General features: G+C 66.3%; 15 protein-coding genes. 10 read left to right on the forward strand and 5 right to left on the reverse strand.

The genetic code is table 11. The annotated features are described in order from the left end of the window. Positions 1-4: 4 nt before the first annotated feature. From ampD to CK498_RS15020, 6 genes are all read left to right on the forward strand, one after another. Positions 5-583: a 1,6-anhydro-N-acetylmuramyl-L-alanine amidase AmpD gene (gene ampD / locus CK498_RS14995; RefSeq protein ID WP_229359094.1), complete on the forward strand. Its 579-nt coding sequence runs from the start codon at positions 5-7 to the stop codon at positions 581-583. Between the two features lie 306 nt (positions 584-889). Further along, complete coding sequence (aceE, locus tag CK498_RS15000; RefSeq protein ID WP_095621656.1) at positions 890-3,562, forward strand: pyruvate dehydrogenase (acetyl-transferring), homodimeric type; 2,673 nt, start codon at positions 890-892, stop codon at positions 3,560-3,562. A gap of 82 nt (positions 3,563-3,644) precedes the next feature. Next, the gene (gene aceF, locus CK498_RS15005; protein ID WP_095621657.1) at positions 3,645-5,651 is read left to right on the forward strand and encodes a pyruvate dehydrogenase complex dihydrolipoyllysine-residue acetyltransferase; all 2,007 of its coding nucleotides are present in this window, start codon (positions 3,645-3,647) and stop codon (positions 5,649-5,651) included. Positions 5,652-5,920: 269 nt separating this feature from the next. Next, complete coding sequence (adk, locus tag CK498_RS15010) at positions 5,921-6,577, forward strand: adenylate kinase (protein ID WP_095621658.1); 657 nt, start codon at positions 5,921-5,923, stop codon at positions 6,575-6,577. A gap of 94 nt (positions 6,578-6,671) precedes the next feature. Then, a complete protein-coding gene (gene tsaB / locus CK498_RS15015; RefSeq protein ID WP_095621659.1) occupies positions 6,672-7,376 on the forward strand; it encodes a tRNA (adenosine(37)-N6)-threonylcarbamoyltransferase complex dimerization subunit type 1 TsaB in 705 nt (234 codons plus the stop codon). 5 nt (positions 7,377-7,381) lie between these two features. Continuing rightward, positions 7,382-8,149, forward strand: a complete 768-nt coding sequence (locus tag CK498_RS15020; protein ID WP_095621660.1) for a class I SAM-dependent methyltransferase — start codon at positions 7,382-7,384, stop codon at positions 8,147-8,149. On the opposite strand, the gene plsB is transcribed toward CK498_RS15020, so the two are convergent. Next, the gene (gene plsB / locus CK498_RS15025; RefSeq protein WP_095621661.1) at positions 8,128-10,548 is read right to left on the reverse strand and encodes a glycerol-3-phosphate 1-O-acyltransferase PlsB; all 2,421 of its coding nucleotides are present in this window, start codon (positions 10,546-10,548) and stop codon (positions 8,128-8,130) included. The genes CK498_RS15020 and plsB overlap by 22 nt on opposite strands. Positions 10,549-10,664: 116 nt before the next feature. Here plsB and CK498_RS15030 point away from each other — a divergent pair, with 116 nt between their 5' ends. After that, positions 10,665-11,786 carry a phospholipase D-like domain-containing protein gene (locus CK498_RS15030; RefSeq protein ID WP_095621662.1) on the forward strand — a complete coding sequence of 374 codons (1,122 nt, stop codon included), beginning with the start codon at positions 10,665-10,667 and terminating at the stop codon, positions 11,784-11,786. 198 nt (positions 11,787-11,984) lie between these two features. Here the strand turns inward: CK498_RS15030 and CK498_RS15035 are convergent, their stop codons facing one another. Continuing rightward, a complete protein-coding gene (locus CK498_RS15035) occupies positions 11,985-12,620 on the reverse strand; it encodes a YecA/YgfB family protein (protein WP_095621787.1) in 636 nt (211 codons plus the stop codon). A 50-nt stretch (positions 12,621-12,670) separates the two neighbouring features. On the opposite strand from CK498_RS15035, the gene CK498_RS15040 reads away from it, so the two are divergent. The 3 genes from CK498_RS15040 to CK498_RS15050 all read left to right on the forward strand — a co-directional run bounded on the left by CK498_RS15040 (position 12,671) and on the right by CK498_RS15050 (position 16,261). Further along, positions 12,671-13,231 (forward strand): SprT family zinc-dependent metalloprotease, encoded by a 561-nt coding sequence (locus CK498_RS15040; protein ID WP_095621663.1) that lies wholly within the window; start codon positions 12,671-12,673, stop codon positions 13,229-13,231. A gap of 158 nt (positions 13,232-13,389) precedes the next feature. Then, positions 13,390-15,339 (forward strand): acetate--CoA ligase, encoded by a 1,950-nt coding sequence (gene acs / locus CK498_RS15045; protein WP_095621664.1) that lies wholly within the window; start codon positions 13,390-13,392, stop codon positions 15,337-15,339. Positions 15,340-15,598: 259 nt separating this feature from the next. Next, complete coding sequence (locus CK498_RS15050; protein ID WP_095621665.1) at positions 15,599-16,261, forward strand: LuxR C-terminal-related transcriptional regulator; 663 nt, start codon at positions 15,599-15,601, stop codon at positions 16,259-16,261. Positions 16,262-16,568: 307 nt separating this feature from the next. On the opposite strand, the gene CK498_RS15055 is transcribed toward CK498_RS15050, so the two are convergent. The 3 genes from CK498_RS15055 to CK498_RS15065 all read right to left on the reverse strand — a co-directional run bounded on the left by CK498_RS15055 (position 16,569) and on the right by CK498_RS15065 (position 22,995). Further along, positions 16,569-20,513, reverse strand: coding sequence for a hybrid sensor histidine kinase/response regulator (locus CK498_RS15055; RefSeq protein ID WP_095621666.1), 3,945 nt, complete (start codon positions 20,511-20,513; stop codon positions 16,569-16,571). A 73-nt stretch (positions 20,514-20,586) separates the two neighbouring features. Then, a complete protein-coding gene (locus tag CK498_RS15060; protein WP_324615541.1) occupies positions 20,587-21,090 on the reverse strand; it encodes a hypothetical protein in 504 nt (167 codons plus the stop codon). 108 nt (positions 21,091-21,198) lie between these two features. Next, positions 21,199-22,995, reverse strand: coding sequence for a sodium:solute symporter family protein (locus tag CK498_RS15065; protein ID WP_095621668.1), 1,797 nt, complete (start codon positions 22,993-22,995; stop codon positions 21,199-21,201). Between the last annotated feature and the right edge of the window lie 2 nt (positions 22,996-22,997).

Consider the following 22,997-nt stretch of genomic DNA (forward strand, 5'->3'; position numbering starts at 1 on the left):
AGCCGTGACGCGAGCTGCCGACATTCGCGAGGGCTGGCTCGACGCCGCCCGACGCCTGCCTTCGCCCAATCGCAATGCACGCCCCACAGGGGAAATCTCGGCGCTGGTGCTGCATTCGATCAGCCTGCCGCCGGGAGAGTTCGGCGGTGGCGATATCGAGCGGCTGTTCACCAATCGCCTCGATCCCGCGGCACACCCCTATTTTGCCGGTATTGCCGCCCTGCGGGTCTCGGCGCACCTGCTGATTCGCCGCGACGGCGAGTGTGTGCAGTTCGTGCCCTTCGACGAGCGTGCCTGGCACGCCGGCCGTTCACGCTGGTTCGATCCCCGGCAGCGCTGCGAGCGAGTCGAGCTCAACGACTTCAGCATCGGCATCGAGCTCGAGGGCGATGAGGTGTCGGCCTACCGCGAGGCCCAGTATCGCGTGCTGGCGCGGATCGTCACGGCACTCTGCGAGCACTATCCGGCGCTGACGCCGGGCCGCATCACTGGCCATGCGCAGATCGCCCCGCTGCGCAAGAGCGACCCGGGGCCGGCCTTCGATTGGGCCTTCATGCGCCGCTGCCTGCTGGATTGCATGTAGTAACACTACACGTTGGCACTTTTCGTCTAGGCTTGGGGTAGGGGGCGCAAGGCCTTGTGCTGCGGCGCAATATTTTATGTGGAAGCAATTTCCATGACGGTTACAATTGGCAGGAGCCAGGCTTTGCGGTATCTTCATCGGCCTACGACGGGCTTTCTACGCGCCCCGCTGTAACCAAATTACAGCACGATTTTCCGGAGATATGACCCATAGAAGGTCATGCCCGCACTGAAGAGCGCCACATGCCCCTCCACATCACTGCGGTGAGGGCAGACCGACACAATATCTTCATTCGGAGAGACGTCTATGAGTCTGGAGGCAAGAGAAGATCTCGATCCGGTCGAAACCACGGAATGGATGGAATCCCTGGAATCGGTCCTGGATCGCGAGGGCGAAGATCGCGCCCAATACCTGTTGAGCCGTCTGGCCGACCGCCTGCGTCGTGACGGCATGCAGGTGCCCTTCTCGGTGACGACCCCTCATCGCAACAGCATCCCGGTGCATCGAGAAGCGCGCATGCCCGGCGACCTGTTCATGGAGCGCAAGATCCGCTCGCTGATTCGCTATAACGCCATCGCCCAGGTGATCCGCAACAACAGCGCCAACCCGGGGCTGGGTGGCCACATCGCCAGCTTCATGTCGGCGGCGACGCTGTATGACGTGGGCTTCAACCACTTCTTCCGCGCACCCAACGGCGACTTCGAGGGCGATCTGGTCTACATCCAGGGCCACGTGGCGCCGGGCATCTACGCGCGTGCCTTCCTCGAGGGGCGCCTCACCCAGGACCAGATGGACAAGTTCCGGCAGGAAGTCGACGGTGACGGCCTGTCGTCCTACCCGCACCCGTGGCTGATGCCGGACTTCTGGCAGTTCCCCACCGTGTCGATGGGGCTGGGGCCGATCCAAGCGATCTATCAGGCCCACGTCATGAAGTATCTGCACTCCCGCGAAATGAAGGACATGCACGATCGCAAGATCTGGTGCTTCATGGGCGACGGCGAGTGCGACGAACCGGAATCGCTGGGTGCCATTCACCTGGCCAGCCGTGAGCGGCTCGACAACCTGATCTTCGTCATCAACTGCAACCTGCAGCGTCTCGACGGCCCGGTGCGCGGTAACTCGCGGATCATGGACGAGCTCGAGGGCGTCTTCCGCGGTGCCGGCTGGAACGTGCAGAAGGTGGTCTGGGGCCGCTTCTGGGATCCGCTGTTCGAGCAGGACAAGAAGGGCGTGCTGCAGAAGCGCATGGACGAGGCGGTCGACGGCGACTACCAGAACTACAAGGCCAACGGCGGCGCCTATACCCGCGAGCACTTCTTCGGCAAGTACCCGGAGACCGCCGAGCTGGTCAAGGACATGTCCGACGAGGACATCTGGAAACTCAACCGCGGCGGCCACGACCCCTACAAGGTCTATGCCGCCTATCACGCGGCAGTCAATAACTCCAACGGCCGTCCCACCGTGATCCTGGCGCACACCGTCAAGGGCTATGGCATGGGCGGTGGCGACGGCGAGGCCGCCAACGAGGCGCACCAGCTCAAGAGCATGGAATACGAGGCGCTCAAGCGCTTCCGTGACCGCTTCGGCATTCCGCTCTCCGACGAGCAGCTCAAGGAGATGCCGTACTACAAGCCCGACGACGACTCGCCGGAAATGAAGTACATGCACCTGCAGCGCGAGCGCCTGGGTGGCTACCTGCCGCAGCGCCGCAACGACTTCGAGGCGCTCGAGATCCCGGCGCTGGAGGACAAGACCTTCGCCTCCCAGCTGGGCGGCTCCAAAGGTCGCGAAGTCTCCACCACCATGGCTTTCGTGCGCGTGCTCAACGGCCTGGTCAAGGACAAGAAGATCGGCAAGCAGGTAGTGCCGATCATCCCCGACGAGGCGCGTACCTTCGGCATGGAGGGCATGTTCCGCCAGCTGGGTATCTACACCTCCGAAGGCCAGAAGTACGAGCCGGTGGACAAAGGCCAGATCATGTTCTATCGCGAGGATCAGAAGGGCCAGATTCTCGAGGAGGGCATCACCGAGGCTGGCGCTATGTCGGCGTGGATCGCCGCCGCCACCTCGTACAGCAACAACAACCTGACGCTGCTGCCGTTCTACGTCTACTACTCGATGTTCGGCTTCCAACGCATCGGTGACCTGGCCTGGGCGGCCGGCGACCTGCAGGCGCGCGGCTTCCTGGTCGGCGGCACCGCCGGCCGCACCACCCTCAACGGCGAGGGGCTGCAGCACCAGGACGGCCATGGCCATATCCTGGCCTCGACCATCCCCAACTGCCGCAGCTACGACCCGACCTATGCCCACGAAGTGGCGGTGATCGTCCATGACGGCCTGAAGCGCATGTTCGTCGACAAGGAGAACTGCTTCTACTACCTGGCGGTGATGAACGAGAACTACGAGCATCCCGAGCTCGAGACGGTGCCCAGCGAAGACATCATCAAGGGCATGTACCTGCTGCGCGAGACCCAGGGCAAGAAGGGCCACGTCCAACTGCTGGGCTCAGGCACCATCCTGCGCGAGGTCGAAGCCGCCGCCGAGATGCTCAAGGAGGAGTGGGACATCGGTGCGGATATCTGGAGCGTGACCAGCTTCAACGAGCTGCGTCGTGAAGCCCTCGAGGTGGATCGCCAGGCCTTCCTCAACCCCGAGGACGAGCCGGGCAAGCCCCACGTCACCACCTGCCTGGAAGGGCGCAAGGGCCCGGCCATCGCCTCCACCGATTACATGAAGCTGTTCGCCGACCAGGTCCGCGCCTGGGTGCCGACCGACTACCATGTACTGGGTACCGATGGCTTCGGGCGTTCCGACACCCGTGAGAAGCTGCGTCACTTCTTCGAGGTCGATCGCAAGTTCGTTACCGTGGCTGCGCTCAAGGCGTTGGCCGACCGCGGCGAGCTGGACCGCAAGGTGGTCAGCGAGGCGATCAAGAAGTACGGCATCGATCCCAAGAAGCCTAACCCGCTGATGGTGTGAGCCGTTGACCCGCTGATCTGGAACCGGCGGCGTGCCGCGATAGGCCCGTCGGTTCCGAGCACGATTTGGAAGGAGCGCGACCTTGAGTAGCGAAATCATCAAAGTCCCCGACATCGGCGGTAGCACCGATGTCGAAATCATCGAGATCGCGGTGTCCGCAGGCGACGTCATCGAGGCCGAAGACACCCTGATCACCCTGGAGTCCGACAAGGCCAGCATGGACGTGCCATCGCCCAAGGGCGGCAAGGTACTGAAAGTGCTGGTCAAGGAGGGCGATACGGTCTCCGAAGGCGACGACATCGTCGAGCTGGAAGCCGAGGGCAGCGGCGACAGTGATGCCGGCAGCGCCGATCAGGGCGCGAGCAAGGCGTCCAGCGGCGAGCAGGCGGCGGCCGAACCGGCGCCCGCCGAGGACAAGCCGGCAGCCAAGTCCGGCGCTGGCGGCAAGCAGACCGTCGAGATCAAGGTGCCCGACCTGGGCGGCTCCAGCGATGTCGAGATCATCGAGGTGGCCGTTTCGGAAGGCGACGAGGTTGCCGAAGAGGACACCCTGATCACCCTGGAGTCCGACAAGGCCTCCATGGATGTGCCCAGCCCGCATACCGGCAAGCTGGTCTCGCTCAGCGTCAAGGAGGGCGATACGGTCTCCGAAGGCGACGTGATCGGCAGCATGGAAGTTAGCGGCGAGGGCGGCGATGAGGCCGAGGAGCCGGCTGCCGCCGAGCCCCAGCAACAGGCCGCTGAGCCCGAACCGCAGCAGGCAGAGGCCGCATCCGGCGAGCCGGAGCGCAAGGAGATCCGCGTGCCGGATCTGTCCGGCTCCTCTGATGTGCCGATCATCGAGATCGCTGCCAGTGCCGGTGACGAGGTCGACGAGGAAGACCCGCTGATCACGCTGGAGTCCGACAAGGCCTCGATGGACGTGCCGAGCCCCTACAAGGGCAAGCTGCTGGAGCTTACCGTCAAGGAGGGCGATACGGTCTCCGAGGGCGATCTGATCGGCTATATCGAGGTGGCGGGCAGCAAGCCGGCAGCCAAGGCCGAGCCGAGCGCGGCGAAGGCTGAATCACCCAAGGCCGAGGCGCCCAAGGCCAGCAAACCGGCGCCGGCAGCGGCCGGCACGCCGAGCCCCGAGGCCCAGATGGCGGCCCACAAGCCGCGCGACGGCAAGCTGGTCCACGCCGGCCCGGCGGTACGCATGCTGGCCCGCGAACTGGGCGTCGACCTGGGGCTGGTCAAGCCCAGCGGCCCCAAGGAGCGGGTGCTCAAGGAGGATGTCCAGGCCTACGTCAAGCAGGTCATGGCCGGCAAGGCCGAGACGCCGGCAGCGGCGGCTCCCGCCGCGGCTGGCAGCGGCATTCCGCCGATCCCCGACCAGGACTTCAGCCAGTTCGGCGAGATCGAAGAGAAGCCGATGGGCCGCCTGATGAAGATGGGCGCCACCAATCTGCACCGCAGCTGGGTCAACCTGCCCCACGTCACCCAGTTCGATGAAGCCGACATCAGCGAGCTGGAGGCCTTCCGCAAGTCGATGAAGGCCGAGGCCGAGGCCCAGGGCGCCAAGCTCACGCCGCTGCCGTTCCTGATCAAGGCGTGCGCCTTCGCCCTGCGTCAGTACCCGCAGTTCAACGTCAGCCTCAAGGCCGACGGCGAGACCCTGGTGTGGAAGAAGTACGTCCACATCGGCCTGGCGGTGGACACCCCGGATGGTTTGATGGTGCCGGTGATCCGCAACGCCGACCAGAAGTCGCTGATCGAGCTGGCCAAGGAGAGCGTCGAGCTGGCCAAGAAGGCGCAGACCAAGAAGCTCAAGCGTGAGGAGATGACCGGTGGCTGCTTCACCATCTCCAGCCTGGGGTCGATTGGTGGCACCGCCTTCACGCCCATCGTCAACGCCCCGGAGGTCGCCATCCTGGGGGTCTCCAAGGCGCAGATGAAGCCGGTATGGGATGGCGCGGCCTTCCAGCCGCGGCTGATGATGCCGCTGTGCCTGTCCTACGACCACCGTGCGGTCAACGGTGCCGATGCGGCACGCTTCACGGCGCTGCTGGGACAGCTGCTGAGCGATATCCGCCGCCTGCTGATGTAAGGCAGCGCGCGGTAGTCGAGACGGCGCCTGCGGGCGCCGTCTTGCGTATGGGCCACCGCCAAGGCGAGCGTCGGGCGCCAGACCAAAGTGCAACTTGTTGTTCAACCTTATGTATTGAAAGCTTTTTTATAAAAAGTGGCAGGAGTCTTCGGCGAATGGCCGGCTTGTCTAGGCGTCTCGCGCGGGGTATTGTCGCGCTAACTGTGCTTACCTCTGGTCATGGCCCACATTTATAAAAACGTTTTCAACTCGTTCAAGGAGCAGTACCCATGCGTTTGATCCTGTTGGGCGCCCCGGGTGCCGGCAAAGGCACCCAGGCCCAGTTCATCTGCGAGCGTTTCAAGATTCCGCAGATATCCACCGGTGACATGCTGCGTGCAGCGGTCAAGGAGGGCAGTGAGCTGGGGCTCAAGGTCAAGGAGATCATGACCAGCGGCGGCCTGGTGTCCGACGACATCATCATTGCGCTGGTCAAGGAGCGCATCGCCCAGCCGGACTGCGAGAACGGGTTCCTGTTCGACGGCTTTCCGCGCACCATTCCCCAGGCCGATGCCATGAAGGAGGCCGGGGTCAAGCTCGACCACGTGCTGGAGATCGCCGTGGCCGACGAGGAGATCGTCAAGCGCCTCGCCGGGCGTCGTGTGCACCCCGGCTCGGGGCGCGTCTACCACGTCGAATACAATCCGCCCAAGGAGGACGCCAAGGACGATGTCACCGGCGAAGCGCTGATCCAGCGCGACGACGACCGTGAGTCGACGGTGCGCAATCGCCTGGCGGTCTACCATGAGCAGACCGCGCCGCTGGTCGACTACTACCAGGCGTGGGCTGAGCAGGATCCCGAGGCCGCGCCGGCCTACCACCGCGTGGAAGGCGTGGGCAGCGTCAATGACATTACCCGCCAGGTGATCGACGCCCTGGAGGGCTGACCCAGCCAGTTGTCGGTAGCTGCAACGGCCCGCATTTTGCGGGCCGTTGGCGTATAATCCCGGCGTTCGATTTGCCCACCGAGAGCGATGCCCCATGCCCACCCTGCTGGCGTTAGACGCCTCTTCGACCGCCTGTTCCGTGGCCCTCTGGCACCAGCCCGCCGGGCGTGATGCCGACGTCGTGGCGCGCTTCGTCGAGGCGCCCCGTGAACACACCCGACGGCTGATGCCGATGGTCGACGAGGTACTGGCCGAGGCGGGCGTGGCGCTGGCCGACCTCGACGCCCTGGCCTACGGCCACGGCCCCGGCTCCTTCACCGGCCTGCGGATCGCCGCGGGCACTGCTCAGGGCCTGGCCTACGGGCTCGGCAAGCCGTTGCTGGGCGTCTCGACCCTGGCTGCCCTGGCGCTGGCCGGCCATCGTCGCCTGCACCTGCGCTACGTGCTGCCGGCGCTCGATGCGCGCATGGGCGAGATCTACGTGGGCGCCTACCGCTGCCAGGACGGCGAGCTCACCTCGCTGGCCGCTGAGGCGGTCATGCCCCCCGAGCGGCTGACGTTGCCGCCCGGCCATGAGGAGGCCGATTGGGTCGGCGTCGGCTCGGGGTGGACGCTGTGGCCGTCGATGAACGCCAACTTGCAGGCCGGCATCAGCCAGCACCTCGATGACTGGCAGCCCGCTGCCGAGGAGCTGGTGCGGCTGGCCGCCCAGCGCTACGCCGCCGGTGAGCGTACCGCCCCTGCGCAGGCCCAGCCGGTCTACCTGCGCGACCAGGTAGCGTGGCAGAAGAGCCGTTGAAGGCGATGGCCGACAGCGCTGAGGTGATCGTCTGCGGCGAGGGCCTCGAGCACCTTGCCGCCCGCTATGGCCTGGCTTGGCAGGCCGAGCAGTGCGCCGGGCTGAGGCTGGTGCGCGAGGCCAGGGCTCTGGTACTGGCCGGCGATGAAGGCCGCTACGGCAAATCGCTCAAGGTCGATTTCGTGGGCGGCAAGGCTGGCCATCGGCGCCGCTTCGGCGGTGGGCGGGGGCAGCTGGTGGCCAAGGCCTGTGGGCTTGGCAAGGCCGCGGCACCGTCGATCGTCGATGCCACTGCGGGCCTGGGCCGCGACGCTTTCGTGCTCGCCAGCCTCGGCGCGCGGGTGCTGATGATCGAGCGCGTCGCGGCAATTGCTGCCCTGCTCGAGGATGGCCTGAACCGCGCCGCCAGCGAGCCCGAGCTCGCCGAGATCAGCGCCCGCCTGGCGCTGGCCCACGGCGATGCCGCCCGCGAACTGGCGGCGCTGGTCGCCGCAGCGCATTTCTCCCCCCAGGTGATCCACCTCGACCCGATGTTTCCGCATCGCGACAAGTCGGCGCTGGTCAAGAAGGAGATGCGGGTATTCCGCGAGCTGGCCGGCGACGATACCGACGCACCGCGGCTGCTCGAGGCGGCGCTGGATATCGCCACCCACCGCGTGGCGGTCAAGCGACCGCGCAAGGCGCCACCCATTGCCGGCCCCGCGCCTGGCCACGCCATCGAAGGCAAGACCAGCCGCTACGACCTCTACGTTCACCGCTCGCTGTCGGCTTGAGTCTCGGGTGTCGCAGTGAGCTGCATCAGACGCTGGCGCAGCGCCGGGTCGAACAGCTCGCGGGCACGCTGGGCGGCATCGACCAAGCGCGCGTCGTAGCATAGCCGTTCATCCTGCTGCCATAGCCAGCGCTCCTCGATCAGGCTGTCGACGAGGCCTGCAAACAGCCGTTGATCGAAGAATTCCGGCGCATCGAGTCCCGACAGCAGCGCCAGGCGCTCGGCGAGCTGGCGGCCGCGCTCGGCGAGGTCGTCGCGGCTCAGCCGAGCGCTGGGGGCAGCCAGTAGCAGGTTGAGCAGCAGGTAACCGCGCTCCAGGGTCGGCTGGATCAGCTGGCTGAGCAGGCGCAGCTGCTCGAAGGCCTCGAGGTGCGGGGCCGGGCGCTGCCAGCGTTCGCCGTCATGGCTGAGCAGGCCCTGGGCGGCCAGTTGCGAGACGGCCTGGTCGAGGGTCTCGCTAAGGTCCTCGGGCACGGCCAGGAAGAGTTCGCGGGCGATGATCGGCCAGCCCGGCGCCAGGCGCTCGATCAGCTCACCCTGGTGCAGGGCGGTATGGTTGCGAAAGGCAAACGCCACCAGCGCCGGAGCGGCGAACAGGTGCAGCACATTATTGCGGTACCAGCTGAGCCGTTCGGCCTGGTCGGGACTCGCCAATACCAGCTCGCCGAGGGCCTGGTCGCGGCGCTGGACCATGCCCAGCTCTGCAACCCGCGCGATCCACTGGGCGGGGTCGCCGGCGGGGCGCTGCGTGACCGGGCAGCAGTCCGCCAGCAGCGCCAACTGACGCGACAGCAGCCGCGTCTCGATGGCTCGGTGAGGCGTGGCCAGCAGCACCAGCGCCACCAGATTGACGGCGTTGAGGGTGGCGGCGGCGTTGATGCGCCGTGCCAGTTCGTCGCCAAGCGCCGGTACCGCCTGGCTGAGCCAGTTCGGGCGGGTGCTGTGCTCGTGGCGCCAGCGAGGGGCGTGATGGTCGAGGAAGGCATCGGCGATCAGCGGTTCGCCGACGCTGACCGCGACGCGGCCGAAGGGTTCGCGCAGTTGCCTGGCGACTCGCAGCAGGCCCAGCGGCGACTCCTTGCGCTTCTTGCCGCCGTGCAGTTCGTGCTGATAGCTGCCGCCCTCGAGGATGCGCTCATAGCCGATATACACCGGGATGAAGGCCAGCGGTCGGCTGGCGTCGCGGCTGTGCGAGCGCAACGTCATGGCCAGCATGCCGGGCCGCGGTGGCAGCATACGGCCGCTGCGCGAGCGCCCGCCCTCGATGAAATACTCGAGAGGGTGGCCGCGGGCGATCAGGCGATGCAGGTACTCGTTGAACACGGCCCCGTAGAGGCGGTTATCCTTGAAGCTGCGGCGCAGGAAGAAGGCGCCGCCGCGGCGCAGCAGCCCGCCGATCAGCGGCATGTCGAGGTTGCGCCCGGCGGCCACGTGGGGCGGCATCAGGCCGTCGCGGTAGAGCACGTAAGAGAGCAGCAGGTAGTCGACGTGACTGCGGTGGCAGGGCACATAGACCAGGGTATGGTCGCCGGCCAGCGCCTTGACTCGTGCGAGCCCCTGGACCTCGACGCCGTCGTAGAGACGGTTCCACAGCCGCGTCAGCAGCTGGTCCATGAAGCGCAGCACCGGATAGGACATATTGGAGGCGATCTCCAGCCCATAGCGCCGCGCGCGGCGTTCGATGCGTCGCGGCGAACGGCGCTGGGCGCTGGCCACTTCCTGAATCACCTGGCGCACCGCGGGGCTTGCCACCACGCCGTCGACCAGGGTGCGGCGGTGGGAGAGGTCGGGGCCCAGTACCCGACTGCGCATGCGCCGGAAGTGCACCCGCAGCAGGCGTGCCGCCTTGCGGTTGGTGAGCGCATCGTCGCGACCGTCGCGTAGCTCGGCAAGGCGCAGCGGCGCACCGAAGTGCACCTCGACGTTGCGGCCGTTGACCAGCACCGACCACAGCCGGCGCAGGCGCCCCACCAGTTGCCAGTCGTCGTCGGCGAGCAGCTTGGCCAGGCCGAAGCGCTTGCCCGGCGCACGGCTCCAGAAGATGCTCACCGGCACCAGCTGGACATCGCTGCCCGTGGCGTGGTCGAGATGCTGCAGTGCGCTGAGGAAGGGCGCGCGGTGCGTGCGGTGTCGCCAGCCTCGACGCGGCGGGCTGAGGCTCAGGCGTGCAGGGTGCGCCCGCCCGGCCAGGGTCAGGGTGGCATCGGCGTCGGGCAAGCCGTGCTGGCGGCACAGCTCGCCGAGCAGCGCCGCATCGGAGCTGGCGGGATGCGGCAGTACATAGAGGGTGGGCAGTGCCGGGTCGAGGGCCAGGCTCGCCGGGTCGGGTTCGATCAGGCGCACCTCGACCCAGCGTGACAGCAGCCAGCGTAGCGGGTGTCGCAGAGCGTTCGCGGCCATTCCTTTGCCTTGTCGCGGGATGTCGGCACCAGTATAGCGGCGGCGCGGGCCCCGCTGCAGCTTTCGTTAGGCCGGCAAACGTGCGTCAATGCCGATTGACCACGGGGAGGATGTGCATGCGCGGGGTATGGCGAGAGGGCAACCGTTTCATGCTGCTGGCAGAGGCCAAGTGCTTCATTCCGGAAATGTTCAGCGCCATCGAGGCGGCCCGGGAATCGATACTCATCGAACTCTACCTGATGGAGTCGGGGCGGCTGGCCAGCGGCTTGATCGATGCCCTGGGGCGTGCCGCCGAGCGCGGGGTCTGCGTGATGCTGATGCTCGACGGCTACGGCGGCATGGGCCTGGCTGACGACGAGCGCCGTGAGCTGCGCGAGCGCGGCGTGGCGCTACGCTTCTTCAACCCGCTGGGCTTTCACTCGCTGGCGCGCAACCTCAGCCGCGACCATCGCAAGCTGGTGGTGGTCGACGGCGAGGTGGCCTTTACCGGCGGCTTCGGCGCGGTAGATGCGTTCCTCGACGCCTGGTACGAGGTGGCGGTGCGTATCGAGGGGCCGGTGGTGGCCGACTGGATGCGGCTGTTCTCGCGGGTCTGGGACTCGCCGTTGACCCGCGGTGACGGCGCGGCGCGGCTGGTGCGCCAGCTGGCGGTCGCCCCCCACGACAGCGACGACTACCAGGGCATGCGCGGCCGCGTGGTGTGGGGGCAGGGCTATCGCTACCAGGCCATCCGCCACTCGCTGCAGCAGCAGGTCTCGTCGGCGCGCCAGCGCATCTGGATCTGCACCCCCTATTTCGTGCCGACGCTGTCGCTGCGCCGACGGCTGGCGCGGGCCGCGCGGCGCGGCGTCGACGTGCGCCTGCTGCTACCCGGCGACGCCCACGACCATCCCGGCGTACGCTACGCCGGGCAGCGCTTCTACGGCCGCCTGCTGCGCGCCGGGGTGCGCATCTTCGAATTCCAGCCGACCTTCATCCACGCCAAGTTCTCGCTGGCCGACGACTGGTGCACCCTGGGCTCGTGCAACTTCGACCACTGGAGCCTGCACTGGAACCTGGAGGCCAACCAGGAGGTCGACGATCGCCGCTTCGCCCAGGACGTGGCGGCGCTGTTCGAACGCAACTTCACCACCAGCCACGAGATCGACCCCGTGCAGTGGGCCCAGCGGCCGCGCCTGCAGCGCCTCAAGGAGTGGCTGTTCGGCAGTCTCGACGGGATGCTGACGCGGCTCCGCTAACGATCGACGCCAAAACTTCTTATTGAAGCTCACAGCTAACGTATTCTCTATTAGCAAAGAGGGACGCCAGCGGCAGGTCGAAGAGGAGGTGTCGATGCCATGGATGGCATCGGTAGCGCCCAGGGAAGGTTTACAGCGCCTCCTCGCAGGCCTGCCGGTGAGTCAGTCCCGAGTTGCGATCTATCTGGGATACAGCTTTTAACGCTTTCCACGTCCGCCGCGAGCCTTCTTGCGCGGGCTGGGCTTGGGCTTTTCCGGCGGCACCCGGTAGTTGAGGTAGAGATCGAGCACCAGCTCGGGCAGCTGCTGGACCAGCCCCTCGAGGCGCGTCGGGTCGACCATCTCGGCCATGTCGGGCTCGTCATCGAACAGCCCGGAAAGCGCCATGAACGGCAGCAGCAGCGCCGCGGCACCCTCTTCGTCGCCGTCGAACCAGGCCGGTTCGTCGAGGAACACCGCCTCCATGAAGCCGGCGCACCAGTCGCCGATCGGCGTCTCCTCGGGGGGCAGGCCGGCCAGGGTCAGCTCGAAGGGCAGCTCCGGCAGCAGGCCCTGCTCAAGGGCTGAGACGGCGTTGGCCTTGAGCGTCTCGAGCAGGCCGATGATCTCGTCGCGCTCGGCATCATCGCTGAATGCCGGCTCGCCGTGGAACAGCTCACCGATCCATACCGCCGGATCGAGCTCGCGCGGCGCCACCGCCAGTGCCACCAGGTAGCCGTGGCTGCTGATCAGGTCGAGGGCGTCCTCGCCGACCCGCTCCGAGGCGAGGAAGTCATCGAGACGGTCGAGGGCGTCATCGTCGAGGAGCGGCTGGGGGGGCGGCGTATCGGACATGGGACTCTCTGGCTGGACGGCGGCGAATTGGCCGGTCATTCTAGCACCCCATGACCTTTTCAGCGCTCCCCGTTCCCGCTCGCGACTATCTTGAGGGCCTCGATGCCACACAGCTCGAGGCCTGCCTGCAGGCCCAGGTCGAGGCCGCCTGGCAGCGCTGTCGCGAGGTGCACCCCGAGCTGCCGCGGCCGCGGGTGTGGTGCGACCTGCGCGGCAAGAGCGCCGGCCAGGCCCACTTCGGCCGCGGTGGGCTGCGCTTCAACGCGCGCCTCTACGCCGAGAACCGCCACGCCTTCCTGGCCGAGGTGGTGCCCCACGAGATGGCCCACTGGCTGGTCCAGCACCTCGCCGATGGATCGCGGGCAAGGCCCCATGGCCGCGAGTGGCAGACGGTGATGCGCCGGCTGTTTGCCCGCGAGCCCCACGTCACCCACCGCTTCGACGTCAGCCGTGCCAGCCCCGCGCCGCACTGCTATCGCTGCGCCTGTCGCGCCCACTTCTTTACTCCGCGTCGCCATGCATTGGCGCGTCGCGGCAGCCGCTATCGTTGTCGACATTGTGCTCAGACCTTGGTCTATGCGCCGCGGGAAGTTGACGAAAAATCGTCATAAGTTACTGTTGTTAAATGGATATTTGTTAATACCAATGTCTAAAAGGCGGACGCCCTGCAGGGGTATATGCTGGGTGTGTTTTTAGGGTCGACGCGCTGCAGCATTTTTCGCCGTCGGCAATCGTCATTCCATAACCACTCATGGACAGGGGTTAATCGATGACCGAACAGCAGCATGTCTATCCGGTGAGCGAGTCGTTCGCTGCCAATGCCTGGGCCGACAACGAAAAATACCTGGCGATGTACCAGCAGTCGGTCGATGCACCCGATGCGTTCTGGGCCGAGCAGGCCAAGCGGCTCGACTGGATCAAGGCGCCGACCAAGATCAAGAACACCTCCTACGCTTCCGACAACGTCGACATCCGCTGGTACGAGGATGGCACCCTCAACGCCTCGGCCAACTGCCTCGACCGCCATCTGGCGACGCGCGGCGACCAGCCGTCGATCATCTGGGAGGGCGACGACCCCAACCTGTCCAAGACCATCACCTATCGCGAGCTCCACGCGCGGACCTGCCAGCTGGCCAATGCGCTCAAGTCGCTGGGCGTCAAGAAGGGCGATGTGGTCACCCTGTACATGCCGATGATCCCCGAAGCGGCCATGGCGATGCTGGCCTGTGCGCGGATCGGCGCGATCCACTCGGTGGTGTTCGGCGGCTTCTCGCCGGACGCCCTGGCCCAGCGCGTCATCGACTCGCAGTCCAAGCTGGTGATCACCTCCGATGAGTCGGTACGTGGCGGCAAGCAGGTGCCGCTCAAGGACAACGTCGACGCCGCCCTGACCCGCGATGGCACCGACGTCGCCGAATCGGTGCTGGTGGTCAAGCGTACCGGGGGCGATATCGACTGGCACGAGGGGCGCGACGTGTGGTTCGACGAGCTGGTCGACCAGCAGTCCAGCGACTGCCCCGCCGAGGAGATGAACGCCGAGGATCCGCTGTTCATCCTCTACACCTCCGGTTCCACCGGCGCGCCCAAGGGGCTCAAGCACACCACCGGCGGCTACCTGACCTTCGCCAGCCTGACCCACCAGTACGTCTTCGACTACCAGGAGGGCGAGGTCTACTGGTGCAGCGCCGACGTCGGCTGGGTCACCGGCCACAGCTATATCGTCTACGGGCCGCTGGCCAACGGCGCCACCACCCTGATGTTCGAGGGGGTACCCAGCTACCCCACCAACGGCCGCTTGGGCGAGGTGATCGACAAGCACAACGTCAGCATCCTGTATACGTCGCCCACCGCGATCCGCGCGCTGATGGCCCACGGCGACAAGGTCATGGACTCCAGCAAGCGTACCAGCCTGCGGCTGCTGGGCTCGGTGGGCGAGCCGATCAACCCCGAGGCCTGGGAGTGGTTCCACCGCGTGATCGGCAACGGCAAGTGCCCGATCGTCGATACCTGGTGGCAGACTGAGACCGGCGGCATCATGATCACCCCGCTGCCGGGCGCCACCGACCTCAAGCCGGGCTCGGCGACGCGGCCGTTCTTCGGCGTGCAGCCGGCGCTGGTCGACAACGAGGGCAATATCCTCGAAGGTGCCACCGAAGGTAACCTGGTGATCCTCGATGCCTGGCCGGGCCAGGCGCGGACCATCTGGAACAACCACGAGCGCTTCGTCCAGACCTACTTCTCGACCTACGAGGGCATGTACTTTACCGGCGACGGTTGCCGCCGCGACGAGGATGGCTACTACTGGATCACCGGGCGTGTCGACGACGTGCTCAACGTCTCCGGGCACCGCATGGGTACCGCCGAGATCGAGTCCTCGCTGGTCGCTCACTCGGCGGTGGCCGAGGCCGCGGTGGTGGGCTTCCCCCACGATATCAAGGGCCAGGGCATCTATATCTACGTGACCCTGACCGACGGCAGCGAACCCAGCGATGCGCTCAAGAAGGAGCTCACCCAGTGGGTGCGCAAGGACATCGGGCCGATCGCTTCACCTGATATCATCCAGTGGGCGCCGGGCTTGCCCAAGACGCGTTCGGGCAAGATCATGCGCCGTATCCTGCGCAAGATCGCTGCCAACGAGTGTGACGGCCTGGGCGATACCAGCACCCTGGCCGATCCCACCGTGGTCGACGACCTGATCGAGAACCGCGCCAACCGCTGAGTGTCGACATGAACGGCGAGCGCTATGCGAATAGCGCTGTCGTCTACAGCGAATGCCGGCCTTAGCAAGCCGGCATTTTCATGTCTAGTGGCGATGCCTGATGAAACCGCGCAGGGTTGAATGTGCGGGCTTGGGATTCTTCATCGCCATGGGGTAACATGCCGTGTAACAATGGCGAACCCGCCCCTAGGCGCCGAAGGGGCGGCTGCGCGTTGGCAATGGCCGCGCGTTCGCGATAAGAGGAACCGGAGGAGTCTCAATGGCCTTTGCCCAGAAATTCATCGTCGCCGATGACCATCCGCTGTTCCGTGCGGCCCTGACCCAAGCGCTGCGACAGCTGGCTCCCCAGGCCGAGATCGTCGAATCCGATACCATGGAGGCGACTACTGAGGTGGTCACGCGGCATCCGGATGCCGATCTGATTCTGCTCGACCTGCACATGCCCGGGGCGCACGGCTTCTCCGGGTTGATCCAGCTGCGCGGCCAGATGCCCGATATCCCTGTGGCAGTGGTCTCGGGCAGCGACGAGCCCTATGTGGTGCGGCGCGCCATCGACTACGGCGCCTCGGGCTTCATTCCCAAGTCGTCGTCGCTATCGCTGATCGCCGAGGCGGTGGGCGAGATCCTCGACGGCGAGGTGTGGCTGCCGCCGGAACTGGCCGAGGCGCTGGGCGAGTCCAACGAGGAGGAGACCAAGTTCGCCGAAGCCATCGCCTCGTTGACGCCGCAGCAGTTCCGCGTGCTCAACATGCTCACTGAAGGGCTGCTCAACAAGCAGATCGCCTACGAGCTCAACGTCTCGGAAGCCACCATCAAGGCCCACGTGACGGCGATCCTGCGCAAGCTGGGCGTGCACTCACGGACCCAGGCGGTGATCGCCGCGCAAAAGCTCGAGGTCGAACCGCCCAAGGTCGAGTCCTAGCGTCCAACTGCTCGGGTGCGCAAGCCGAGATAGCTGACAAAACCCCATCGGATGTCGTGTCCGGTGGGGTTTTTCGTGGTCAGTCTGTTTTCGCGGCTTTCTCGGCGACAGGCCTGCGCGGGGGCGCTGTAAACCATCCCTGGGCGCTACCTGCGCCCTGCTGTGCTCACGCATCCTGCTTCGCTTGCAGGACCGGAGCTGGCCATCCTTGGCCAGCTCGTTCGGAGCAGTACTCCGAACCCATGGCGCAGAACCCCCGCTTCGCTCTGTCCCCGAGGCCGCTGTGTCGTGGACACTTACCTTCTTACTACCGTCCCGCGCGGCTGGCCTGCAGGGTGCGGGTCAGCAGGGCGCGCAGCGCCGCCGGGCGCACCGGCTTGAGCAGCAGCTGGTAGCCGGCGCGGCGTACCTCCTCGGCGACCTCGTCGGTGCGGTCGGCGGTGATCACGATGCCCGGCACGGCGCCGTCGAGGCGTTCGGCGAGGGCCTCCAGCGCCATCATCCCGGTAACCTCGTTGTCGAGGTGGTAGTCGGCGAGGATGGCGTCCGGGTCGCCCTCCAGGTGGCGCAGGATCGACTTGGCGCCGCCGATCGAGGTGGCGGTGAACACCTCGCAGCCCCAGCCGCTGAGCATCGCCTTCATGCCCTCGAGAATCAGCGTCTCGTTGTCGATGCAGATGATCTTGGCGCCGGCCAGCTTGTTGCCGCCGCGCCGCGACGGCCGCTCCTCGTCGCTGTCACGCGGCGCCTGGGCGGCGACCAGCGGTACGCTAACCGAAAACACCGTGCCGACCCCTTCCCAGGAGCGCACCTGGATCGGATGGTCGAGGACCCGGCTCATGCGGTCGGCGATGGACAGCCCCAGCCCCAGGCCCTTCTCGCTCTCCTTGTGGCGCGAGGCCTGATCGAGGCGGCGGAACTCCTGGAAGATCTCCGAGAGCTTCGATTCGGGGATCCCGGGGCCGGAATCCCAGACCTCGATGGTGAGCCGCCCGCCCCGACGGCGGCAGCCCAGCAGCACGCGGCCGTGCTGGGTGTAGCGAATCGCGTTGGAGAGGAAGTTCTGCACGATGCGGCGCAGCATCTGGGCGTCGCTGTCGACCCAGCAGCCGGTGGTGACCACCATCAGGTCGAGGCCGCGCTCCTCGGCCATCACCTCGAACTCGGCACGCAGCGGACGGATGATATCGGCCAGCGCGAAGTGGCTGCGCCGCGGCGTCAGGGCGCCGGCGTCGAGCTTGGAGATGTCGAGCAGGGTGCCGAGCAGCTCCTCGGCGGCCTGCAGCGAGTTGTCGATATGCCCGATGGTGCGCTTCATGTCCTCGGCGTCGACCTCCTGGGCCAGTGCCGAGGTAAACAGCCGTGCAGCGTTGAGGGGCTGCAGCAGGTCGTGGCTGGCCGCCGCCAGGAAGCGGGTCTTGGAGGCGTTGGCGTCCTCGGCGACCTGCTTGGCCTGGCGCAGCGCCTGCTCGGCCTCGGCGCGCACGCGGTTCTCCTGGCGCAGTGCGGCGTTGGCTTCCGACAGCGCCTGGGTACGCTCGCGAACCCGCTCCTCGAGGTTCTCGTTGGTCTCCTTCAAGGCGATCTCGGCCAGGCGCCGTTCGGTGATGTCCTGGTACAGCGAGAAGAAACCGAGGATGGTGCCGCTGTCGCCGAAGTGCGGCGTGTAGGTGACCAGCATGTAGCGGGTGCCGCCGTCGCCGTCGTCCAGCGAGATCTCGAAGCTGACCCGCTCGCCGGCCAGGGCGCGCTTCATCCACGGTGCGCGGTCGCGGGCGATATGCGCCGGCATCACCGCCTCGACGCGCTCGCCGATCACCGCGTTGCGGTCGATGTCGAAGGCCTGCTCGTAGGCACGGTTGGTGAAGAGGTAGCGGCACTCCTTGTCGAAGTAGGCGATCAGTGCCGGCACGTTGTCGGTATAGATGCGGATATTGTTCTCGGAGCGGATCAGCGCTTCCTCGATGCGCTTCTGCTGGGTGATGTCCTGGTAGGTGTAGACGAAGCCGCCGCCGGGCATCGGGTTGCCCTGCACCTCGAGCACGGTGCCGTCCTGGCGGTAGCGCACGTAGCGGTGCGGGTGGCCCTGGCGGATGTTGTCGATCAGCAGCTCGACGTGCTCCTCGGGGTCGCCGGGGCCGTACTCGCCGTTGTGGGCGTTGTAGCGGAAGATCTTGTCGATCGGCGCGCCGACCCGGATCAGGTGGTCGGGGAAGCGGAACAGCTCCAGGTAGCGCTGGTTCCACACCACCAGGCGCAGGTTCTGGTCGACCACGCTGATGCCCTGGTTGATGTTCTCGATGGTGGCCTGCAGCAGGGCGCGGTTGAACTCCAGCACCTGGGAGGCCTCGTCGACGATCGAGATCACGTCCGAGATACCGATGCCGCGGCCCTGCAGCGCCGAGTTGACCACGATGCGCGCCGACGAGGCGCCGAGCACCGAGGCCAGGAAGCGCTCGGTGAACTGGATTACGTCGATGGAGGCGCGGGCGGTATCCTCGAGTGGCTTGCCGGTACGTAGGGCGTAGTCGTCGAAGGCCCGCGACACCTGGCCGGCGCCCAGAAAACGCTCGCACAGCACCTTGAGGTCGCCGACCGTGGTGGCGCCGGTCCAGGGCCGGTTGACCGAGGTCTGGCGGGTCTCGACGCTGTCGACGAACAGCGAGGCCTGGATGCGTTCGACCACCCGCTGCGGGGTCATCTGCGAGACGAAGATATAGAAGAACAGGTTGAGGCCCAGGGAGAGCATCACGCCGTGGGTGAAGCTGTCGCCGATATTGAGGCCGAACAGCTGGGTCGGTGCCAGCCAGTTGATGCCCAGCGGGCCGCCGACCAGCCACGCCTGGGGCAGTACGCCGGCGGTGATCAGGGTCGGCATCAGCAGGGTGTAGGCCCAGATGCCGAAACCGATATTCATGCCGACGATCACCCCGAGGCGGTTGCCGCGTTTCCAGTACAGCCCGCCGAGCAGCGCCGGGGCGAACTGTGCCGCGGCGGCGAACGACAGCATGCCGGTGGAGGCCAGGGTGCCGTATTCGGCGATCAGCTGATGGAAGCCGTAGGCCAGCGCCAGGATGGCGACGATGGTGATGCGCCGTGCGCGCAGCACCAGGCGGCCGTAGTCGCGGGGCTTGGTGTCGAACCAGCGTAGCCGGAACAGTGCCGGGATCACGATCTCGTTGGAGATCATGATCGATACCGCCACCGCGGCCACGATCACCATGCCGGTGGCCGCCGAGAAGCCGCCGATGAAGGTCAGCAGGGTCAGCAGCTGGTTGCCGGCGGCCATGGGGATGGCCAGCACGAAGGTGTCCGGCTCGACGTCGCCGCCGGGGAACATGATCAGGCCGGCGGCGGCCAGCGGCAGCACGAAGAAGCCGATCGCCACCAGATAGAGCGGGAACAGCCAGCGTGCCTTGGTGGCATCGTCGCGGTGGGTATTCTCGACCACCGCGACGTGGAACTGCCGCGGCAGGCAGAAGATCGCCAGCATGGCGAGCAGGGTCTGGGCCCAGAAGCTGCGGCCGAAGTCCTGGGCGGCGAGCTGCTGCTGCAGTTGCATCTGCTGTTCCGCCTGGCCCAGCAGGTCGCCGAGCCCGCCAAACAGCCCCCAGGTGACGTAGGCACCGAGGATCAGGAAGGCCAGCAGCTTGACCAGCGACTCGAAGGCGATGGCGTGCACCAGTCCCTCGTGGTGCTCGGTGGCGTCGGTATGGCGGGTACCGAACAGGATCGCGAACACCGCCATCACCGCCGCTACGTAGAAGCCGGTGTCGGCGAATAGCGGCGTACGGGTCATGTCCGAGGTGTCGGTCAGCACCATGAACGAGGTCGACACCGCCTTCAGCTGCAGGGCGATGTAGGGCAGGGTGCCGATCAGCGCCACCAGGCTGGCGAAGGCGGCCAGCGACTGGGTCTTGCCGTAGCGCGAGGCGATGAAGTCGGCGATCGAGGTGACGTTCTGGTGCTTGGCGACGCGAATCATCTTGGCCAGCACCGGCCAGAACAGCAGGAAGGTGAGGATCGGCCCGACGAAGATGCTGGCGAACGACCAGCCCGAGGTTGCCGCCTCGCCCACTGCGCCGTAGAAGGTCCAGGAGGTACAGTAGATGGCCAGCGCCAGGCTGTAGATGACCGGTCGCCGGCGGCTGGCGCCGTGCAGCCGGGCATGGCGGTCACCGCGCCAGGCGATGGCGAACAGTACCGCGATATAGGTCAGTGAAATGGCGATCAGCAGCCAGCCGGCGAACATGCATCCTCCCCTTGGTCTGCGAGCATTCTAGAGCAATGGCACGGCGGGTCGCAGTGGTGGCCGCCGTTGGCGCTCAGCCGGCGTCGCACACCGCCCGATAGAGCGGATCGTCGTCGGCCAGGTTGCGCAGCGCTGCGAGCTGCGGTCGGCGCGGCTCGCCGGCCAGCGGTACCAGCTCTTGAGTGGTGCAGTTCATCAGGTAGGCCTGGTGGCTGACCAGGTCCATGTGGTGGCGCTCGAAACGGTAGCGGATGAACTCCACCAGGCGCTCACCGTCGCTATCGGTGACCGACATGTTGGCCTGGTCGACCACCTCGAAGGCGTTGGCGATGGGGAAGGCGTAGGTCCAGGGCCGCCAGAACGCGCCGCCGTGTTCCACCGCCACCACCTCGGTAGAGTCGGGGAGCTGCTGCTGCTTGTGGCTCAACCAGGTGTATTCGTGATGAATCTGATAGCCCAGCACGCCGAGGCCGGCACAGGCCGGGATGATCCAGCGCGGCAAGCGCTTGCCGCTGAGAAAGCGCAGCAGCAGCCCGAGGCCGGCAGCGCCGAGGCCGGCAAAGGCGGCTGCAATCAAGTGCCATATCATAAGGTACCTTTCTGAAAGCAGTCGGGCTTCCCTGGGGGAAGCCCGACGTGTTGCGGTGAACGAGCCCCGGCGCCTGGCGCCGGGGGCCATTATGGCTTAGTGGTCGATGGCACCACCAGCACCTTTGGGATAGCGCACGCTTTCCACCAGGTCCTGGATCTCCTGGGGAGGCTCCTCGGTGGCGTTGGATACCGCGAAGGCCACGGCGAAGTTGATCATCGCGCCGACGGCACCGAACGACAGCGGCGAGATGCCCAGAATCCAGTTGTCCGGGGTATTCGGCAGCATGTTGGTGCCGGGGATGAACAGCCAGCCCAGGTAGGTGAAGATGTACAGCAGGGTGGCGACCAGGCCGGCAAGCATGCCGGACACGGCGCCCTTGCTGTTCACTCGCTTGGAGAAGATCCCCATCATCAGTGCCGGGAACAGTGACGCACCGGCGATCCCGAAGGCCAGGGCGACCGTCTGCGCGGCGAAGCCCGGCGGGTTGAGACCCAGGTAGGTCGCCAGCAGGATGGCACCGGCCATGGAGATCCGCGCCGCCAGCATCTCGCCCTTCTCGGTGATATTGGGGTTGATGGTGTTCTTGATCAGGTCGTGACTGATCGCCGAGGAGATGGCCAGCAGCAGGCCGGCTGCAGTGGACAGGGCAGCGGCGATACCGCCGGCGGCGATCAGGCCGATGACCCAGCCCGGCAGGTTGGCGATCTCCGGATTGGCGAGTACCAGGATGTCATTGTTGACCTCCAGTTCGTTGCCTTCCCAGCCACGCTCGGCGGCGGTGTCGGCAAAGTCCGGGTTGGCGTCGTTGTAGACCTGGATGCGGCCATCGCTGTTGAGATCGTTGAACTCGATGAGACCGGTCTCTTCCCAGGTCCTGATCCACTCTGGGCGCTCCTCGTAGACCAGTGCGTTGTCCATCGCCTCTTCGTAGTTCTCGACCTGGCCGGCAGCGTCCGGATAGACGGTGGTCAGCAGGTTGAGACGCGCCATCGAGGCCACCGCCGGTGCGGTCAGGTAGAGCAGGGCAATGAACACCAGCGCCCAGCCGGCTGACCAGCGTGCATCGGCGACCTTGGGTACGGTGAAGAAGCGGATGATAACGTGGGGCAGGCCCGCGGTGCCGACCATCAGCGACAGGGTGAACAGCACCATGTTGAGCTTGTTGTCGACGTCGGCGGTGTAGTCGCGGAAGCCGAGCTCATTGAGCACCGAGTTGAGCTTTTCGAGCAGCGGCAGGCCCGATTCGGTGTGGGTGCTGAACATGCCGAACATCGGGATCGGGTTGCCGGTCAGCTGCAGCGCAATGAATACCGCGGGAATGGTGTAGGCGATGATCAGCACGATGTACTGAGCCACCTGGGTGTAGGTGATGCCCTTCATGCCGCCGAAGACCGCATACAGGAACACGATGAAGGCGGCGATCCAGATGCCCCAGGTGTTGCTGACTTCGAGGAAGCGCGAGAAGGCCACGCCGGCGCCGGTCATCTGGCCGATGACGTAGGTCACCGAGGCAACGACCAGGCACACCACCGCGACGATGCGTGCCGGCGTGCTATAGAAACGATCACCGATGAAGTCGGGCACCGTGAACTTGCCGAACTTGCGCAGGTAGGGGGCCAGCAGCATGGCCAGAATCACGTAGCCGCCGGTCCAGCCCATCAGGAAGCTGGAGTTGGCGTATCCCCCGGAGGCCAGCAGGCCGGCCATGGAGATGAACGAGGCCGCCGACATCCAGTCGGCGGCGGTAGCCATGCCGTTGGTGATGGGATGCACGCCGCCGCCGGCGACGTAGAAATCCTTGGTCGAGCCGGCACGGGCCCAGATCGCGATGCCGACGTAGAGGGCAAACGAGGCCCCCACGAACAGCAGGTTGATGGCAAACTGACTCATGT

The organism is Halomonas salipaludis (genome assembly GCF_002286975.1).
GTDB lineage: Bacteria > Pseudomonadota > Gammaproteobacteria > Pseudomonadales > Halomonadaceae > Franzmannia > Franzmannia salipaludis.

What these genes read in the sequence shown, in the direction of transcription:
- aceE (WP_095621656.1), top strand. Translation starts at nt 890, where the DNA reads ATGAGTCTGGAGGCAAGAGAAGATCTCGATCCGGTCGAAACCACGGAA.
- CK498_RS15050 (WP_095621665.1), top strand. Translation starts at nt 15,599, where the DNA reads ATGGCCTTTGCCCAGAAATTCATCGTCGCCGATGACCATCCGCTGTTC.
- acs (WP_095621664.1), top strand. Translation starts at nt 13,390, where the DNA reads ATGACCGAACAGCAGCATGTCTATCCGGTGAGCGAGTCGTTCGCTGCC.
- CK498_RS15040 (WP_095621663.1), top strand. Translation starts at nt 12,671, where the DNA reads ATGACCTTTTCAGCGCTCCCCGTTCCCGCTCGCGACTATCTTGAGGGC.
- adk (WP_095621658.1), top strand. Translation starts at nt 5,921, where the DNA reads ATGCGTTTGATCCTGTTGGGCGCCCCGGGTGCCGGCAAAGGCACCCAG.
- plsB (WP_095621661.1), bottom strand. Translation starts at nt 10,548, where the DNA reads ATGGCCGCGAACGCTCTGCGACACCCGCTACGCTGGCTGCTGTCACGC.
- CK498_RS15055 (WP_095621666.1), bottom strand. Translation starts at nt 20,513, where the DNA reads ATGTTCGCCGGCTGGCTGCTGATCGCCATTTCACTGACCTATATCGCG.
- CK498_RS15065 (WP_095621668.1), bottom strand. Translation starts at nt 22,995, where the DNA reads ATGAGTCAGTTTGCCATCAACCTGCTGTTCGTGGGGGCCTCGTTTGCC.
- CK498_RS15035 (WP_095621787.1), bottom strand. Translation starts at nt 12,620, where the DNA reads ATGTCCGATACGCCGCCCCCCCAGCCGCTCCTCGACGATGACGCCCTC.
- tsaB (WP_095621659.1), top strand. Translation starts at nt 6,672, where the DNA reads ATGCCCACCCTGCTGGCGTTAGACGCCTCTTCGACCGCCTGTTCCGTG.
- CK498_RS15020 (WP_095621660.1), top strand. Translation starts at nt 7,382, where the DNA reads ATGGCCGACAGCGCTGAGGTGATCGTCTGCGGCGAGGGCCTCGAGCAC.
- CK498_RS15030 (WP_095621662.1), top strand. Translation starts at nt 10,665, where the DNA reads ATGCGCGGGGTATGGCGAGAGGGCAACCGTTTCATGCTGCTGGCAGAG.